This is a genomic window from Streptosporangium nanhuense, assembly GCF_059358815.1.
This window is the reverse complement of sequence record NZ_JCADBG010000014.1, coordinates 1-16,427: the sequence shown is the minus strand read 5'-3', so window position 1 is coordinate 16,427 and position 16,427 is coordinate 1. Positions and strand designations below refer to the sequence as shown.

Annotated in this window: 16 protein-coding genes and 1 tRNA gene; 8 read left to right on the top strand and 9 right to left on the bottom strand. The window is 70.2% G+C overall.

Annotated features, from left to right (window positions below; genetic code table 11):
* Nucleotides 1-86: 86 nt before the first annotated feature.
* The 4 genes from AC5L38_RS25605 to AC5L38_RS25590 are packed head-to-tail and all read right to left on the bottom strand — an operon-like array spanning nt 87 to nt 3,575.
* On the bottom strand, nt 87-1,292 hold the full coding sequence (locus AC5L38_RS25605; protein ID WP_495245359.1) for an ABC transporter permease: 1,206 nt from the start codon (nt 1,290-1,292) through the stop codon (nt 87-89).
* The gene (locus tag AC5L38_RS25600) at nt 1,289-2,200 is read right to left on the bottom strand and encodes an ABC transporter ATP-binding protein (protein ID WP_495245358.1); all 912 of its coding nucleotides are present in this window, start codon (nt 2,198-2,200) and stop codon (nt 1,289-1,291) included. Before AC5L38_RS25600 ends, AC5L38_RS25605 begins: the two co-directional genes overlap by 4 nt.
* Nucleotides 2,197-3,252, bottom strand: coding sequence for a peptidoglycan-binding protein (locus AC5L38_RS25595; protein WP_495245357.1), 1,056 nt, complete (start codon nt 3,250-3,252; stop codon nt 2,197-2,199). The genes AC5L38_RS25600 and AC5L38_RS25595 overlap by 4 nt, the downstream gene beginning before the upstream one ends.
* Nucleotides 3,249-3,575, bottom strand: coding sequence for a hypothetical protein (locus tag AC5L38_RS25590; protein ID WP_495245356.1), 327 nt, complete (start codon nt 3,573-3,575; stop codon nt 3,249-3,251). The genes AC5L38_RS25595 and AC5L38_RS25590 overlap by 4 nt, the downstream gene beginning before the upstream one ends.
* Between AC5L38_RS25590 and AC5L38_RS25585 the strand changes: the two genes are divergently transcribed.
* Nucleotides 3,574-3,810 carry a hypothetical protein gene (locus tag AC5L38_RS25585; protein WP_495245355.1) on the top strand — a complete coding sequence of 79 codons (237 nt, stop codon included), beginning with the start codon at nt 3,574-3,576 and terminating at the stop codon, nt 3,808-3,810. The genes AC5L38_RS25590 and AC5L38_RS25585 overlap by 2 nt on opposite strands.
* Before the next feature lie 133 nt (nt 3,811-3,943).
* On the top strand, nt 3,944-5,794 hold the full coding sequence (locus AC5L38_RS25580; protein ID WP_495245354.1) for a serine/threonine-protein kinase: 1,851 nt from the start codon (nt 3,944-3,946) through the stop codon (nt 5,792-5,794).
* Between the two features lie 172 nt (nt 5,795-5,966).
* Here AC5L38_RS25580 and AC5L38_RS25575 read toward each other — a convergent pair whose 3' ends face one another.
* Nucleotides 5,967-7,553, bottom strand: a complete 1,587-nt coding sequence (locus AC5L38_RS25575; protein ID WP_495245353.1) for an alpha/beta hydrolase — start codon at nt 7,551-7,553, stop codon at nt 5,967-5,969.
* Nucleotides 7,554-7,648: 95 nt separating this feature from the next.
* The gene (aceE, locus tag AC5L38_RS25570; RefSeq protein ID WP_495245352.1) at nt 7,649-10,396 is read right to left on the bottom strand and encodes a pyruvate dehydrogenase (acetyl-transferring), homodimeric type; all 2,748 of its coding nucleotides are present in this window, start codon (nt 10,394-10,396) and stop codon (nt 7,649-7,651) included.
* A gap of 1,011 nt (nt 10,397-11,407) precedes the next feature.
* Between aceE and AC5L38_RS25565 the strand changes: the two genes are divergently transcribed.
* From AC5L38_RS25565 to AC5L38_RS25540, 6 genes are all read left to right on the top strand, one after another.
* On the top strand, nt 11,408-11,815 hold the full coding sequence (locus AC5L38_RS25565; RefSeq protein ID WP_495245351.1) for a secondary thiamine-phosphate synthase enzyme YjbQ: 408 nt from the start codon (nt 11,408-11,410) through the stop codon (nt 11,813-11,815).
* 123 nt (nt 11,816-11,938) lie between these two features.
* A complete protein-coding gene (locus tag AC5L38_RS25560) occupies nt 11,939-12,367 on the top strand; it encodes a DUF3052 domain-containing protein (protein ID WP_329084203.1) in 429 nt (142 codons plus the stop codon).
* A gap of 83 nt (nt 12,368-12,450) precedes the next feature.
* The gene (locus AC5L38_RS25555; protein ID WP_495245350.1) at nt 12,451-12,909 is read left to right on the top strand and encodes a peroxiredoxin; all 459 of its coding nucleotides are present in this window, start codon (nt 12,451-12,453) and stop codon (nt 12,907-12,909) included.
* Nucleotides 12,910-12,971: 62 nt separating this feature from the next.
* Nucleotides 12,972-13,283 carry a hypothetical protein gene (locus AC5L38_RS25550; protein ID WP_495245349.1) on the top strand — a complete coding sequence of 104 codons (312 nt, stop codon included), beginning with the start codon at nt 12,972-12,974 and terminating at the stop codon, nt 13,281-13,283.
* Nucleotides 13,284-13,593: 310 nt separating this feature from the next.
* Nucleotides 13,594-14,559: an ROK family protein gene (locus AC5L38_RS25545; RefSeq protein ID WP_495245348.1), complete on the top strand. Its 966-nt coding sequence runs from the start codon at nt 13,594-13,596 to the stop codon at nt 14,557-14,559.
* Nucleotides 14,560-14,592: 33 nt separating this feature from the next.
* Nucleotides 14,593-14,667: transfer RNA gene (locus AC5L38_RS25540), tRNA-Val, on the top strand.
* 56 nt (nt 14,668-14,723) lie between these two features.
* Here AC5L38_RS25540 and AC5L38_RS25535 read toward each other — a convergent pair.
* From AC5L38_RS25535 to AC5L38_RS25525, 3 genes are all read right to left on the bottom strand, one after another.
* Nucleotides 14,724-15,899, bottom strand: coding sequence for a tyrosine-type recombinase/integrase (locus tag AC5L38_RS25535; protein ID WP_495245347.1), 1,176 nt, complete (start codon nt 15,897-15,899; stop codon nt 14,724-14,726).
* Nucleotides 15,896-16,102 (bottom strand): helix-turn-helix domain-containing protein, encoded by a 207-nt coding sequence (locus AC5L38_RS25530; RefSeq protein ID WP_495245346.1) that lies wholly within the window; start codon nt 16,100-16,102, stop codon nt 15,896-15,898. The genes AC5L38_RS25535 and AC5L38_RS25530 overlap by 4 nt, the downstream gene beginning before the upstream one ends.
* Nucleotides 16,099-16,427: replication initiator (locus AC5L38_RS25525; protein WP_495245345.1), on the bottom strand; the 329-nt coding region annotated here is incomplete at its 5' end. The genes AC5L38_RS25525 and AC5L38_RS25530, both read right to left, overlap by 4 nt.

The window sequence follows — 16,427 nt, the reverse complement described above, 5'->3', positions numbered from 1 at the left end:
GGCTAAACATCGGATAAAGGTCCCCGGCCCCCTCTCCTCGGGTCACGGGCCCCGGGCAGGGGCGTACGGGAGAGAGGGCCGGGTGTTCAGGCGGCGCCGAGGGCGAGGGTCGGCGACATGCGGGCCGCGCGCGTCGCGGGGTAGATCCCCGCGACGGTCCCGACGAGCAAGGTCGCCCCGACACCGCCCGCCAGGGCCCAGAGGGGGATCACGGCGGGCAGGTCGCCCACGGCCGCGTACCCGACCGTCACCAGCGTCCCCAGCACCGCCCCCGCGACGCCGCCCGCGCCGGACAGCAACAGCGACTCGGCCAGGAACTGGGCGCGCACCTGGCCCCTGGTGGCGCCGAGCGAGCGCCGCAGGCCGATCTCCCCCCGGCGCTCCAGCACCGAGATGACCATGGTGTTGGCCACCCCCACCCCGCCGACCAGCAGTGCCACCCCGCCGAGGCCGAGCAGCAGGCCGGTGAGGGCCCCGTCGGCCGCCGCCCTGGCCACCAGCGCGTCGGACGGCCGGCTGACCTCCACCTCCTCGGGGTTCTCCGGGCTGACGGTCCTGGGCAGCACCTCCCGTACGTCGCCGACGGCCTCGTCGGCCGAGCGGATGTAGAGCGTGGTCGGGTGGCCGTCGAAGCCCAGGTGGGTACGGGCGGCCTCGAAACCGGTCAGCACGGACCGGTCGATCTCCGGGGCGAGCGGCGAGGGAGCCAGGACGCCGACGACCGTCCACCACTGCCCGCCGATCCAGACCTGGTCGCCCACGTCCCGCAGGCCCAGCCGCGGCGCCGCCACCGCTCCGAGCACCACCGCCCGCTGCCCTCCCGTCGCCCGGTTGAGCCAGACACCCCGCTCGACCCGGGTCTGGAGCGTGGCCGGCAGGTCCGGCGAGGCCGCCCGGACGGCGATCCCGCCGGTGCGCTCCCGGGGGATCGCGGCGGTCCGCCGCACGCTCTCGCCGGTGTCGCCCGTGGCGCTCGCGCTCGTCACCGGGCCGATCCCGGCGGCCATGGCGACCGAGCTCTCGGGCAGCGCGGCCTTGTCGCCGAAGAGGGTCTGGCCGGGGGTGACGGTGAGCAGGTTCGTGCCGAGCCTGTCGAGCTCGTCGAGGAGCCTGGCCTTGCCGGAGGAGGAGATCCCGACGACCGAGACCATGGTGGCGACGCCGAGCGCGATGCCGAGCGCCGACAGCACCACCCGGCCCGTCCGGGTCCGCAGTCCTGACGCCCCCACCCGCAGCAGGTCCGCCCAGCCGAGCCGCCCCGGCACCAGGTCACGCCCGGTCCCGGCGCTCATGACGTGCTCCCCGTGCTCCCTGCGCTCTCTGTGCTTCCCGCGCTCTCTGTGCTTTCCGCGCGGGTCGTGCCGAGAGGCCGCTCATCGGCGACGATCAGGCCGTCGCGCAGCCTGACGCGGCGCGGGGCGGCGGCGGCCACCTCCTCGTCGTGGGTGATGATCGCCACGGTGGTGCCGGAGGCGTTGAGCTCGCGCAGGATCGCCAGCACGTCCTGGCCCGAGGAGCTGTCGAGGTTCCCCGTCGGCTCGTCGGCCAGCAGCAGCGACGGCCCGCCGGCCACCGCCCTGGCCACCGCGACCCGCTGGCACTCGCCACCGGACAGCTCGTGCGGCCGGTGCGCCAGCCGGTGCCCGAGGCCGACGCGCCCGAGCGCGTCGGCGGCCCGTTCCCGCCGTTCCCGGCGCGGGGTGCCGCCGTACAGCATCCCGTCGGCGACGTTGTCGAGCGCGCTGACCCCGGCGGCCAGGTGGAACCGCTGGAAGACGAAGCCGATGTGCCGGGCGCGCAGCGCGGACAGCTCCCTGTCGGGGAGCGTTCCGGCGTCGTGCCCGGCGATGCGGACGGTTCCGGCCGAGGGACGGTCGAGAGTGCCGATCAGGTGGAGCATGGTCGACTTCCCCGATCCCGAGGGGCCGACGATGGCGACGAGCTCGCCCGCGTCCACGAGCAGGTCCACGCCCCGCAGGGCGCGCACCCCGCCCGGGTAGCCCTTCTCCGCCCCCGACAGCTCGATCACCGGCCGCCGCCCGGCCCGCACGGCCCGTCCGGCGGGAGCCCGGGAGGCAGGGTCCTGTACAGCCGGGTCCTGTGTGGCCGGGTTCTGGACAACCTGGTTCTGTGTGGCCAGGTCCTGTACGGCCTGGTTCTGCGCGGTGGGGAGGGGCGGTCGGTCGAGGTTCCGGCTCATGAGCGCGGCACCTCGGCCTTCATGCCCTCGGCGAGACCGTTTCCCGAGACCTCGACGCGGCCCGCCGCGAACAGGCCGGTCTCGACCGGGACGATCCGGCCACCCGCCAGGCGCAGGCCGTACCCGCCCTCGCGCAGGGCGAGCAGGGCCTCGACCGGCACCGACAGCACGTCCGCGTGCCGCTCGCTGCGGAGGTTCACCGTCACGGGGGCCTGGTCGAGACGGCCGAGGCGGCCGAGGTCGCCGGGGTCGTCCAGCGTGATGTCGAGGTCGATCGTGGACTCGCCGGTCGGCTGTCCGTTCTGCTGCGCGGGCTCGGCGACCGTGCCGACCGAGGTGATCCGGCCCTTGCCCGCACCGCCGCCCGGCAGGTCCACCGTCACCCGGGCGCCGATCCTGGCGAGCCGCTGGTCGTCGGAGTCGAGGTCGACGTGGACGACCCTGCGGGTGCTCGTCGTGGTCACCACGGACCGCCCGGCCGGGTCCCCGGCCTCCGCGACCACCTCGGCGATCCTGACCGGGCCCGAGGCGACCGCGACCTGCGCCGCGCCGACCGTACCGGTCTCGGCCAGGCCCGCCTCCTCCTGCCACTCCCGTACGGCCCGTTCGGTCCGCCAGGAGAAGTCGCCGTCGACGGTTCCGGGATCGTGGCCGAGGGCTTCGAGGTTGCGTTCCAGCTGCTCGACGTCCTTGCCGCCCGCCCCGGCGGACAGGGTGCGATATATCGGGATATCGCCGTACATGAGGATCACCGGTCTGCCGTCCACCCGGTAGAGCGGGCCGCCCCGGCGCACGACGGCGCCCTCCTTGCCGACCCGGGTCACCGTTCCGGGGGCGTGGTTGGGCAGCTCCCTGCGGCCCGCGTAGCCGAGCATGCCGTCCACCGCCTTGGTGTCCACCAGGTCCGAACGGGTGATCTCGGCCATCGCGGCCGGAGCCGCCGAGGCGGCGGCCGGGGCGCCGTCCCGGCCGGTCAGCGCGACCGCCGTCACGCCCCCCGCGCCGAGGAGGACCGCCGCGGCCGTCCCGGCGAGGACCCCGCCCCGCCTCACGGCCGCTTCCCGAGACCGCCGGGCAGGTGCTTCTGGCAGGCGTCGATGGCCTTCCTCGTCCGCGGCGACCCCGGGTCGATCCCCTCGCCCCCGATGCGGACCGCGCCCCCCGAGAAGTCGGGATCCTTCATGTCGACCCCGTTCTCCCGCATGCACCGGGCGAACCTCAGGATGGCGTCCTGAGTTTTCGGGTCGGCCAGCATTTTCTTTCCGGAACCGATCGGACTGTATTCGCGGCAGGCTTCCGACGCCTTTTTCAGGATCGCCTCGTCGGTCTTGCCGCGCAGCATCACATTGCCTGCCCCCGGTTCGGGATCGGGCATGTCGACCCCGTTCTCCCGCATGCACTGGGCGAATTTCAGCCCGTCGGCCTGCGACGACGCGGAGGACGAGGCGGAGGACGACGCGGAGGGGGCCGCCGAGGTGACCGCTTCCCCGGCGGAGGCGACCTTCGCGCCCTCCGCCCGCCCGCACCCGGCCAGCGCCGCGAAAGAGATGAGCGCCGCCACTGTCACGTATTTGTTCATCGCCATTCCCTTCGTGTGGGAACAGGTATAGCGAAGACCCCGTTAAACACCCCTTAAACGAATTCGCTTAACTCGTCCTTACGTCCGCGGTCCGGAGCAGGGGACGATCGCGGCCGTCCGGGTGTGTAATGTTCTGGCAAAGCACAGGGAACGAGGGGTCCGCGGTGCCGGAGATCAGACCGTTGCGGCCGGGGGACCCGCCGCGGCTGGGGACGTACGCGCTCAAGGGCAGGCTGGGGGAGGGCGGGCAGGGGGTCGTCTACCTCGGCGAGTCCGACGACGGCGAGCGCGCCGCCGTCAAGCTGCTGCATGTGCGCTTCACCGAGGAGATCCACGCGCGCTCCCGCTTCGCCCGCGAGCTGGCGGCGGCCCGCAGGGTGGCCGCCTTCTGCACCGCCCGGGTGCTCGACGCCGACCTCGACGGCGAGGCGCCCTACATCGCGAGCGAGCTGATCGAGGGCCCCTCGCTGCGCGAGATCGTCGAGCGCGACGGGCCACTGGACGGCGAGGCGCTCGAACGCCTCGCCGTCGGCACCGCCACCGCCCTGACCGCCATCCACCACGCGGGCATCGCGCACCGCGATTTCAAGCCCGACAACGTCATGCTCGCCGCCGACGGCCCCCGCGTCGTCGACTTCGGCATCGCGAAGATCATCGACGAGAGCGGCACGATCACCACCCGCGCGGTCGGCACCCCCGCCTACATGGCGCCCGAGCAGATCGCCGGAGAGCGGGTGGGTTTCCCCGCCGACGTGTTCGCCTGGGGCTCGACCATCGTCTTCACCGCCACCGGCAGGGCCCCCTTCGGCAGCGACACGATCGTGGCGACGCTCAACCGGGTCATCAACCACGAGGCCGACCTGAGCGGCCTGCCCGACGGGCTGCGCGAGGTCGTCGCCGGCTGCCTGAACAAGGACCAGACGCTCAGACCCACCTCGGACACCCTGCTGAAACGCCTGCTCGGCCACCCGGTGGACGAGGCGGAGACGCCGGAGGCCTCGCAGGAGGAGCTGGCCGAGGGCGCGCGGGCCGCCACCGGGGACCTGACGCGGCCAAAGAAGCGGGTCCAGCCCGCGCGACGCCGGTCCGCGGTCGTCGCCGCGCTCGCCGGTGGGGCCGCGGTCCTCGGAGTGGCGGGCGCCGTGCTGCTCGCGCAGTTCGGCGTCGCGCAGGGAGGGCGGGCCGAACCCACCCGCTCGCTCTCCCACCCGTCCACGTCCCCGCCCACCTCTCCGTCCCCGTCCGCGTCGCCTCCGGAGGTCTCCACCGGCTCGCCGCTGCTCGACCGGGTCAGGAAGACCGGCAGGCTCCGCGTGGGGTTCAGGAAGGGCCTGCCGGGGATCTCGCTGGGGGAGGACCCGCCCCGGGGGTTCGAGGCCGACGTGGCCGCCCACCTCGCCACGGCCCTGGGGGTGCCCGGCGACGGGCTCAGGTTCGTGCCGGTGGGGTACGCCGTCCGCGAGGAGGCGGTGGAGAGGGGCAGGGTCGACCTCGTGATCGCCAACTTCTCCATCGACGGCGCCGACCGCGACCGCGTCGCCTTCGCCGGGCCGTACTACATCGCCCACCGCGACGTGCTCGTCCGCGCCAGCGCGGGAATCGACACGCTGAGGGACCTGCGGGGCAGGAGGATCTGCCTGTCACCGGGCCAGACCACGGGCACGATGCTCCGCGAGAAGGGCGTCGGCTTCGTCGCCGTGGATGGGAAGGACCCCGCGATGTGCGCGTCCCAGGTGGCCGACGGCCGCGCCGACGCCATGGCCGGGGACGACCTGCTGATCGCCGGCTTCGGCGCCCGCCTGCGCGACGTCAAGCTGGAGGTCGCCGGGCTCGGGCTCACCACCGAGAGGTACGGCGTGGCGCTCAGGTCCGGAGACCCCGTGGCCTGCCGGAAGATCAACGAAGTGATCACCTCGATGTACGCGGACGGGACCATGAAGGACCTGCTCGAAAAGCACCTCGGCAGGGTCGGCTTCCGCTTCGAGACCGCTCTGCCCCGCCTGGAGACCTGCTGAGGTCCGCCCGCTTCGAGATCGGGCCGCCCCGCCCGGAGACCCGCTGAGGTCCGCCCGTTCCGGGAGCGAGCCGCCCCTGCCTGGAGACCCGCTGGGATCCGTCCGTTTCAGGACCGGGCCGCCCCGCCCGGAGACCTGCCGGGGTCCGCCGGGCGTCTCGGGGGAGGCCGGGTCACGAGCCGGTGCAGACGACTCCCCGGTCCGGGACCTTCCCGTCGATCAGGTAGGCGTCGATCACCTTCTTGATGCAGGCGTTCCCCGACAGGTAGGCGCCGTGTCCCTCGCCCTTGTAGGTCACCAGCACGCCCGTCCTGAGCTCGGCCGTCAGCTTCGGGGCCCACTCGTACGGCGTGGCGGGGTCGCCGGTGCCGCCGACCACCAGGATCGGCGCCGAGCCCGTGGCGTTGATCCGCCTGGCCCCGTCGTCGCCGGGGGTCGGCCACATCGAGCAGATCAGGCCCATCCCCGCGCCGCCGAACAGCGGGGAGACCTTCAGCGTCTCGTCCTCCAGCGCGTTCAGCTGCTCGGGGGTGGGCCGCTCCGTGGTGTCCGCGCAGCTGATCGCGGGGAAGCTGCTCATGAGCGTCGTGTAGCTCCCGTCGGGCTGGCGGCCGCTGTAGCTGTCCGACAGCGCCAGCAGGATCCGCCCGTCGCCCTTCGTCGCCTGGCTCAGCGCCTGGTCCAGCAGCGGCCAGGTCATCCGCGAGTACAGCGCGGCGGCGATGCCGGTGCCCGCCAGCCCCTGCGTCAGGAGGCGCTTGCCGACCTTGAGCGGCTTGTCGTTCAGCTCGTCCATGAGCTTGATGACGTTCTTGTTGGCGATGGTCGCGTCGCTGCCGATCTCGCACTCGCGGGGCTGCTTCGCGCAGTCCTTCAGGAAGGCGTCGTAGGCGTGCTGGAACCCCTTCGTCTGGACCATCGTGCGCGTCGCCAGGGTGACGCTCGGGTCCAGCGGGGCGTCCAGCACGAACCGGCCCACGTTCTTCGGGAACCTGGTCGCGTAGACCGCGCCGAGCTGCGTCCCGTACGAGATGCCGAAGTAGTCCAGCTGCTTCTCGCCCAGGGCCGCGCGGAGGCGGTCCATGTCCGCGGCGGCGTTCACGGTGCCGACGTAGGGCAGCAGCCTGCCCGAGGTCCGCTGGCAGGCCGTCACGAACTCCTTGGTGGTCTCCCGGCTCCTGGCGCGCTCGGCCTCGTTGGCGGGCAGGGTGTCCATCGCGGTGAACCGCTCGATCACACCGCTGTCCCCGCACTGGACGCCGGAGCTGCGGCCGACCCCGCGCGGGTCGAAGCTGACCAGGTCGTAGCGGCCGTTCAGGGTAGTGAAGGCCTTGGCGGCCTGGGCCAGGGTGTCGACGCCCGAGGCGCCGGGGCCGCCGAAGTTGAAGACCAGCGAGCCGATCCGCCTGCCGGGGCCGGTGGCCTTGACGCGGATGACGGCGATCTCGATGGACTCGCCGTCAGGCTTGGCGTAGTCGAGCGGGACCTTGATACTCCCGCACTGCTGCGCGGGGTCCGGCTTCGCGGGAGTCTCACCGCCGGGCCGTTTGATGTCGGTGCACGGGCCCCAGGCGATCGCCTCCCCGGGGGTGGGCGTGGCCGTCGCCGGGGTGGCGACCGGTACCGAGGTGCCCGAGACGGCATCGCCCTGGCCGGTACCGCCTCCGCCGGCGCCGTCCTCTTCGGGACCGCCGCCGCAGGCGGAGAGCGCGATTGACAGGGCCGTGACCGTCGCGGCGGCCCTAAGGATTCTTGCCATGGAACAGCTCTCCCCTGGAATCGTTCGCCGGGGGAAGCGATTCAACACTAACCGGGCGGGCCCTCCATGGAAAAGGAGAACCCGCCCGGGGACGATCAAACTCCCATGGACTGGGTGTCGTTGCTCTCGGCGCCCGCGGCCTCGGTGACGCCGTTCTTCAGGTGGTACATGGAGATGGCGTCGCCCAGGACCTCCTGGTCGAGCTCGCCCCGGTTGACCAGCTGGGTGAGCACCGCCAGGGTGATCGAGGCCGCGTCCACGTGGAAGTGGCGGCGCAGCGCCGACCGGGTGTCCGACAGGCCGAAGCCGTCGGTGCCGAGCGAGGTCCAGTCACCGGGAACCCACTGGGCGATCTGGTCCTGGACCGCCCGCATGTAGTCGCTCACGCCCACGAACGGCCCCTGGGCCGCCGAGAGCGCCTGCGTGACGTACGGCACGCGCTTCTCGGCCTCGGGGTTGAGCATGTTGTGCTCCTCGGCGGCGAGCGCGTCGCGGCGCAGCTCCGCCCAGGAGGTGGCCGACCACACCTCGGCCGCCACGCCCCAGTCCTCGGCCAGCATCCGCTGGGCCTCCACGGCCCACGGCCCGGCCACGCCGGACGCGAGGATGTTGGCCTTCGGCCCGGACACGGCCGGAGCCGGGGCGAACCTGTACAGGCCCTTGAGCAGGCCCGCCACGTCCAGGTCCGAGGGCTCGGCGGGCTGGAGGTAGGGCTCGTTGTAGACGGTCAGGTAGTAGAAGACGTTCTCCTGCTGCTCGCCGTACATCCTGCGCAGGCCGTCCTTGACGATGTGGGCCACCTCGTACCCCCACGAGGGGTCGTACGAGATCGCCGCCGGGTTCGTCGAGGCGATCAGCGGGGTGTGGCCGTCCTCGTGCTGCAGGCCCTCGCCGTTCAGCGTGGTGCGCCCGGCGGTGGCGCCGAGCAGGAAGCCCCGGCCCATCTGGTCGGCGAGCTGCCACATCTGGTCGGCGGTGCGCTGCCAGCCGAACATCGAGTAGAAGATGTAGATCGGGATCATGTGCTCGCCGTGCGTGGCGTACGACGAGCCGACCGCGATCGTGGAGGCCATCGAGCCCGACTCGCTGATGCCCTCGTGCAGGATCTGACCCTCGGTCGACTCCTTGTACGACAGCAGCAGCTCGCGGTCGACCGCCTCGTACGTCTGGCCGTGCGGCGAGTAGATCTTCGCCGTCGGGAAGATCGCGTCGAGACCGAAGGTGCGCGCCTCGTCCGGGATGATCGGCACGAACCGGTGGCCGATCTCCTTGTCGCGCATGAGGTCCTTGAGCAGGCGGACGAACGCCATGGTGGTGGCGACGTTCTGCTTGCCCGAGCCCTTCTTCAGCTGCGCGTAGGCGGCGTCGCCGGGAAGCTTGACCGGCTTGGCACGCGTCACGCGCTTGGGCAGGAAGCCGCCCAGGGCCGCGCGCCGCTCCTTCATGTACTGGATCTCGGGGTCGTTCTCGCCCGGGTGGAAGTACGGGGGGAGGTCGCCTTCGAGCGCGGAGTCGGGGATCGGCAGGTAGAGCCGGTCGCGGAACTCCTTCAGGTCGGCCTTCGACATCTTCTTCATCTGGTGCGTCGCGTTGCGCGCCTCGAAGTCCTTGCCGAGGGTCCAGCCCTTGATGGTCTGGGCGAGGATGACCGTCGGCTGGCCGACGTGCTCGCGGGCCGCCTTGTAGGCCGCGTACACCTTGCGGTAGTCGTGGCCGCCGCGCGACAGCTTGCGGATGTCCTCGTCGGACAGGTGCTCGACCATCTTGCGCAGGCGCGGGTCGTCACCGAAGAAGTTCTCGCGGATGTATCCGCCGGCCTCGACGGAGTACGTCTGGAACTGGCCGTCGGGGACGGTGTTCATCTTGTTGACCAGCACGCCGTCGACGTCGGCCGCGAGAAGCGGGTCCCAGTCGCGGCCCCAGACGACCTTGATGACGTTCCAGCCGGCGCCCCTGAAGTAGGACTCCAGCTCCTGGATGATCTTGCCGTTGCCGCGTACCGGGCCGTCGAGGCGCTGCAGGTTGCAGTTGATGACGAAGGTGAGGTTGTCGAGCTCCTCACGTGCCGCCAGGCCGATCGCGCCGAGCGACTCGGGCTCGTCCATCTCGCCGTCGCCGAGGTAGCACCATACGTGGCTGCGGCTGGTGTCCTTGATCTTCCGGTTCAGCAGGTAGCGGTTGAACCGGGCCTGGTAGATCGCCCCGATCGGGCCGAGGCCCATGGAGACCGTGGGGAACTCCCAGAAGTCGGGCATCAGGCGCGGGTGGGGGTAGGAGGGCAGTCCCTTGAACCCGTGCGAGAGCTCCTGCCTGAAGGCGTCGAGCTGGCCCTCGTTGAGGCGGCCCTCCAGGAAGGCGCGGGCGTAGATGCCCGGCGCGGCGTGGCCCTGGAAGAAGACCTGGTCGCCGGACTCGCCGTGATCCTTGCCGCGGAAGAAGTGGTTGAAACCCACCTCGTAGAGCGAGGCGGCGGAGGCGTAGGTGGCGATGTGCCCACCGACGTTGGTGCGGGCGTTGGCCCGGGTCACCATCACGGCCGCGTTCCAGCGCGTGTAGGCGCGGATCCGGCGCTCGACGTACTCGTCGCCGGGGAACCAGGGCTCGCGCTCCGGCGGGATGGTGTTGATGTAGTCGGTGCTGCGCAGGCCGGGCACCCCGACCTGGTGTTCACGGGCGCGCTCCAAGAGCCGGAGCATCAGATAACGGGCCCGAGTGCGACCTTCCGTCTTGATGACGTTGTCGAGCGACTCGAGCCACTCCTGGGTCTCGCTGGGGTCGACATCAGGAAGCTGGCTGGGTAGGCCGTCACTGATGATCGAGAAACGCTGGCGTCCGGAAGCCACTGGGTCTCGCCTTCCGAGGATGGACTTTTGTCTGGTGTAGGTCGTCTTCCATCCTGGTCGCTTACCCCGGAAAGTGCATCTCTACTTACCGGTAACCAGGAGATCCCTGCTGGCAGTGATACGAAAGTGGCCTAGACCACCGATGGTAGGACGAATCAACGCCAAAGGTTACATCGAGGTTCCTCCTTTTTTACAGGCTCCCACCCCCCTGGGAATCCGGGACCCGCTGCCGGGCCTGTCCTGCCGCCTGTTTCGTGAGGTTCTCCGGGCTCCCGGAGCTCCTTCGGTGGGACTCTACGAGGCTCCTCTGGAGAACCGCTGTGAGGTCCTTGGAGGATCTCTGTAGGAGCCTCGTGAGAGCCCTGCGAGGACCTCGCGGAACTCTCACGAGGCTCTCTGACGACCCCTTGCGGAACTCTCACGGGGAGACCTCGCAAGAGGTCTCCGAGGAGCGGAGAGCGCCCTCCGCCGCCGAGCGATGTGCCCGCCCGCGACGATCGGGACCCTCGCCGTACGCAACGCACGATCCTCCCCCGAAGTGCCCTGCCGGGCGCCTTCCGCACTGACTTTCGCCCTGTTTTCCGCCACTTTTCCGTTACCTCTTTCCATCTTCCGGTGCTTCCGACGGAGGGAACGTGGACGGAGCCGGGGAGCCGCGGGGAGATAGGGGTGGACGCAGGGGGAGGGCGCCCGGCGCCACGGCGTGCCGGGGCGTTCCGTGCCGAACTGGTAACGATTCGCCCGCAGGCCGGGAGCGGCCCGCGGCCGGCCCGTACGAGGCCGTCATCCGCCCGTATGACCGGGACATGCCACATCCGGCCGGGGTGTCCGGAAACCGCACCTCGGCTTCTTCCGTCCAGGGAACGGTCCAGACGAGGACATTCCGGGAGCCGGACACGGCGATCTTGTCTCCGCGCCGGTCGGAGATCAGGCGGCGGCGGGGAGCGCCCGGCGTCCCCGGGACCGGGTGCGGTCGTCATCGCAGCTCACGATGGATCGTAGGATCGGTATGTGAGATCTCAGACGATCGAGGTGGTAACGGGTTCCCGGGAACGGGTGCACGACATCACCTCCGAGTGCGAGAGCTTCGTCCGGTCATGTGGGGGCGACGGCCTGTTGAACGTCTTCGTACCCCACGCGACCGCGGGGGTCGCGCTGCTGGAGCTGGGCTCGGGCAGCGACGACGACCTGCTCGCGGCACTGGAGGATCTGCTTCCGGCCGACGACAGGTGGAGGCATGCGCACGGATCACGAGGGCATGGACGGTCGCATGTCATGCCCGCCCTCATTCCGCCGTACGCCACCGTCCCGGTTCTCTCCGGGCGGCTCGCGCTGGGAACCTGGCAGTCCATCGCCGTGGTGGATCTCAACGTCGACAATCGGGAACGCCAGGTCCGTTTGTCATTTTTGTCGGACTAATTCATACGTAGCCCAGTCGTTGCCGTGGCGACCGTTGACGACTGAGGGTCACAACGTGTGGACTGTGCCGAAGCACTCTGAGCACCGTGTGATTGCGGGGCCATTCAAGCAGGAGGGACAAACGTGAGCGCGACCGCGGGTCAGGCGCAGGGCGAACGCGGCCTGGCCGAACGACTCGGCCTCAAGCCGGGTCAGGTGGTGCAGGAGGTCGGATGGGATGAGGACACCGACGACGATCTGCGCGACTCCATCGAGGAGTTGACCGGCAACGAGCTGGTCGATGAAGACTTCGAGGACGTCGTCGACGTCGTGCTGCTCTGGTGGCGTGACGGTGACGGCGATCTGTTCGACGCTCTGAGCAGCGTGGTGACCAACCTCACCGACGGCGGCCAGATCTGGCTGCTCACTCCCAAAGCCGGCCGGGACGGGCACGTGGAGCCGAGCGACATCGGGGAAGACGCGACCACTGCGGGTCTTTCGCAGACCAGCAGCATCAGTGCCGCTCCCGACTGGTCGGGGACGCGTCTGGCGACGCCCAAGGCGCGCCGCTAAGGGTCCGCCCTGCCGTACGGCTCGCGCGGGCCGTACGGCAGGATGATGACGCCTGCCGTCAGCCGACGAAAGGATCCCCGATCATGGCGATCGAGGTGGGTGGCCAGGCCCCCGACTTCGAGCTGAGGGATCAGCACGGCTCCCCGGTCAAGCTTTCCGAGCACCGGGGCAAAAAGATCGTGTTGATTTTCTACCCTCTCGCCTTCAGCGGCATCTGCGGCAACGAACTCGACGCCGTCCGCGACGAGTTCGCCGCCGACCTGCCCGAAGACATTAAAGTTCTCACGATCTCAGTTGATTCAATCTTCGCTCACCGTGCGTGGGCGGACCAGAAGGGCTACACCTTCTCGCTGCTCTCCGACTTCTGGCCGCACGGACAGGTCGCGCGGGCGTACGGTGTGTTCGATGACGAGAAGGGCTGCGCGGAACGCGGGACCTTCATCATCGACGGCGAGGGCGTGGTCCGCTGGCGCGTCGTGAACCCGATCTCGCGGGCCCGTGACGTCGCCGAGTACCGCAAGGTGCTCGCCGAACTTCCCTAAGCGGTGATCCGGCGGACGCCCGCTCACGAGGTGCCTGCCGGTCCGACCTCTCGGAGGCGATCATGCCCTGCTTCTCCTGCGGGGCCAGGCAGACCGACCCGATCCGTGGTGCCAGCCCGTGGACGCGCGGAGTGCGCGACGAGACGCAGGTGCTGATCTGCCCGGACTGCCGGCGCTCCCACGAAACCGACCTCGACAGGTGCTCCTCGTGCGGCTCCGTCGCGCTCATCTGCCGGTTGGGCGAGGTGGAGTGCCGCTCCTGCGGCTCGGTACGGCTCGCGCGAGGCGACAGCAGGCTGGTCGCCTCCTACGCGCCCGGCCTGGCCGACGAGGTGGAGGCCGCCCTGGCCAGGGTCCTGCGCCGGGTCCCCTGAGGGTCCTGCCCGCCCCGGCCGTTTTTTCGAGATCCCGGTCGCTTCCGCGGCCACCCGGCCGTTTCCGAAGCCTCCTGACCGTGCGCGTCGAGCACTGGCGTGTCCCGGTCAGACGGGACAGATCACCCGGACGATGCGCGACTCGCCGCTGTCACGCACACATCCGGTTCATCCAGTGAAGCTCACGCATCCGGCTGATCCGGTGTAGCTCACGCATCCCTTCATGCAAGGGAGATCCCCCCATTCCGGCGTGCCCGGCGTGCGCTAGGGTCGGCCTCGGCCCCGCCCCTTCGATCCGCTGGACAGGTGCATGAGCTCCTTCGTTGTTGCCCTTGACGTCGGCGGAACATCGATGAAGGGCGGCCTCGTCACCCGTTCCGGCGAGATCGTCCGCACCGACCGCCGCGCCACCCCGCGCGACAGGGGGCCGGCGGCCGTCATCGCGACCATCCGATCCTTCATCGACGACCTCGCCGCCGCGGGGGGCGGCACGCCGGAGGGGGTCGGCCTCGCCGTACCCGGCCTGGTCACCGCCGAAGCGGCCCTCTACTCCGCCAACATCGGCTGGCGCGACGTCCCGGCGACGGATCTCGTCCCGCTGGACGTTCCCGTCATGCTCGGGCACGACGTCCGCACCGGCGGTCTCGCCGAGAGCGTCCTCGGCGCCGGCCGCGAGCTCTCCGACTTCCTGTTCCTGCCCATCGGCACCGGCATCGCGGGCGCCACGATCCTGCACGGCGAGCCGTACGGCGGGAGCGCCGGTTGGGGCGGCGAGATCGGCCACATCCCGGTCTTCCCGGAGGGCGAACCGTGCGCCTGCGGCCAGATCGGCTGCCTGGAGACCTACGCCTCCGCCTCCGCCGTGGCCCGCCGCTACTCCACCCGCGCCGCCGTCTCCTCTCCCGCCGCCGTCCCTGTCACCGCTGAGCGGGTCGCCGCCCTGACCGCCTCCGGTGACCCTCTCGCCGCAGAGATCTGGGGAGACGCGGTCGAGGCGCTCTCCCTCGCCCTGGCCGGCTACACGCTCCTCCTCGACCCCTCCGCCATCGTCCTCGGCGGCGGCCTCGCCGAAGCGGGCACCCTCCTCTCCGACCCCCTGGCCGAACGCCTCCAGAAACGCCTCGCCTTCCGGCAGGCCCCACCCCTGCGCCAGGCCGCCCTCGGCATGTCCGCCGGCATGCTCGGCGCCGCCCTCCTCGGTTGGCGCGCCGCAGGCTTCACCGACGCGGGAACCACATGGTCTCTCGATGTACTGAAGTCCCCCCGGGTGCCGTAAAGTGTTATCCCGTCTGTCCAACGGGATTTCCCCGGGCGCTTAGCTCAGCGGTAGAGCGCTCGCCTTACAAGCGAGATGTCACTGGTTCGAACCCAGTAGTGCCCACCAGCCAAAACGCCCCGTTCCTGATCTTCAGGACGGGGCGTGAGTGACTAACTGGGTGACTAACTCCCGAAGATGTCGTCCATCGCCTCCGCCCCCTGCATGAGCACCGGCCGGATCTGCTTCCTGTAGACGGTCTCGGTGACCACCGTGTTCCGATGGCCGACCAGGCGTGAGATGTCCTCGATGGGGACGCCGGAGTCCGACAGCAGCGAGACGAAGCTGTGCCGCATCTCGCGAGGAGTCCAGTCGGTGCCACGAAGTCCCGCCTTCTCAATGATCTTCCGTACATCGCGGCGCACATTCCCCGCGCTCATGGCGGTTCCTTTCAAGGTGGAGAAGACAAGGCCCTCCGTACTGGAGAGCTTCCCGCCTGTCTTCTCCTGCTCTTCCCGGAGCGTCCGCAGTGCGTCCACGCACCGCCGGGGGAGCTTGAGAGAACGGCGCGACTTGACGGTCTTGGTGTCTCCCTTCTGCCGCACGGACCGCCACACGTAGATCGCGAACTGCTCGTTCTCCCAGCCCGTCTCGGTGACTGGCAACCACGCCTTGCGCTCCTCGTCGAACGCGACGACATGAGACCACAGGAGCGCACGCAGCTCCTCCGTACGGGCACCGATCAGCAGCGAGAGCACCACGTACGCCCGCATGCGCGGATTGGCCTGCTCCGCCAGGGCGATGATGGAGCTGGCCTGCGCGAGCGTGAGTGCCTTGGAGATACGGCCCTCGCGCCCATCCGGGATCTCACAGAGATCGACGACGTTCCGCTTCACCTTGTCGCGACGCATGGCGCTCTTCACCGACCGGTTGAGGATGCCGTGGATCAGCTTGAGCGACCGGGTGCTCAGCTCACTCGTCTTGCTCGCAAGCCACCGGTCAACGTCCTCCACAGACAGGTCACGCAGCTTGCGCGCTCCCACCGCGGAGATCACGTGCTTGTCGGCGTAGGTGGTGTACATCTTCACCGTGGTCGCTGATCGCCCGCCCAGGCCGCGCTGTAGCCAGTACTTCACGGCGTCGGCCACCGTGTAATGAGCCGGAGCGATGGCCAGGCCGTCGTCATAGTCGCGGATGATCTCTTTGAGCTTGTCCTTGGCCTCCGTCTTGCTCTTGCCGCTGGCCTTCTTGACGATGCGCTTCCCTGCGGGGGTGTAGCCGACCGTCACCGAGGCGATCCAGCGCTCTCGCTGCTCGTCCCAGTGCAGGCCGCCGTCTCCCCGGCTGCGTCGTGCGGTCATGATGCCCTCGCTTCCCGTTCGAGTAGAGCGATGTAGTCGGAGATGGCCGAGGCCGGGATGAGCCGGGTACGACCCTGGGTGACGGAGCGCAGGCGGCCCGCCCTGATCTGCTCGTAGATCACGCTGCGACTCATGCTGAGCAGGTGCATGGCGTCGCATATGCGGTAGAGCCGCCGTTCGCCGGGCGGTCCGGATGCTGTCACCCGTCCTCCCGCTCGGTGGCGATCTTCCGAGCGGTGGCGACCTTCTGGCGGATGTGCTCGGCCATGATCGCCTCACCGGGGGAGTAGCCCGATCCGGCGAACCGCCAGTGACCGAGTACGAGGGTCGTCTCGTCACCGAGGGCCGGAAGCCCGTGCCGTTCGCGCGCTTCGGCGGCCCTGTGCGCGGTGCGTACCTGCCGGAGATCGCCGAGAGTGGTGGAGTAGCGGCGCGACTTGGTGGAGAAGTGGGATCTGGCAAGATTTTCGTGATGGGGTGACGGAACGTCACTGCGGTGGCATCGTGGCCATTGTGTGAAGACCTTCT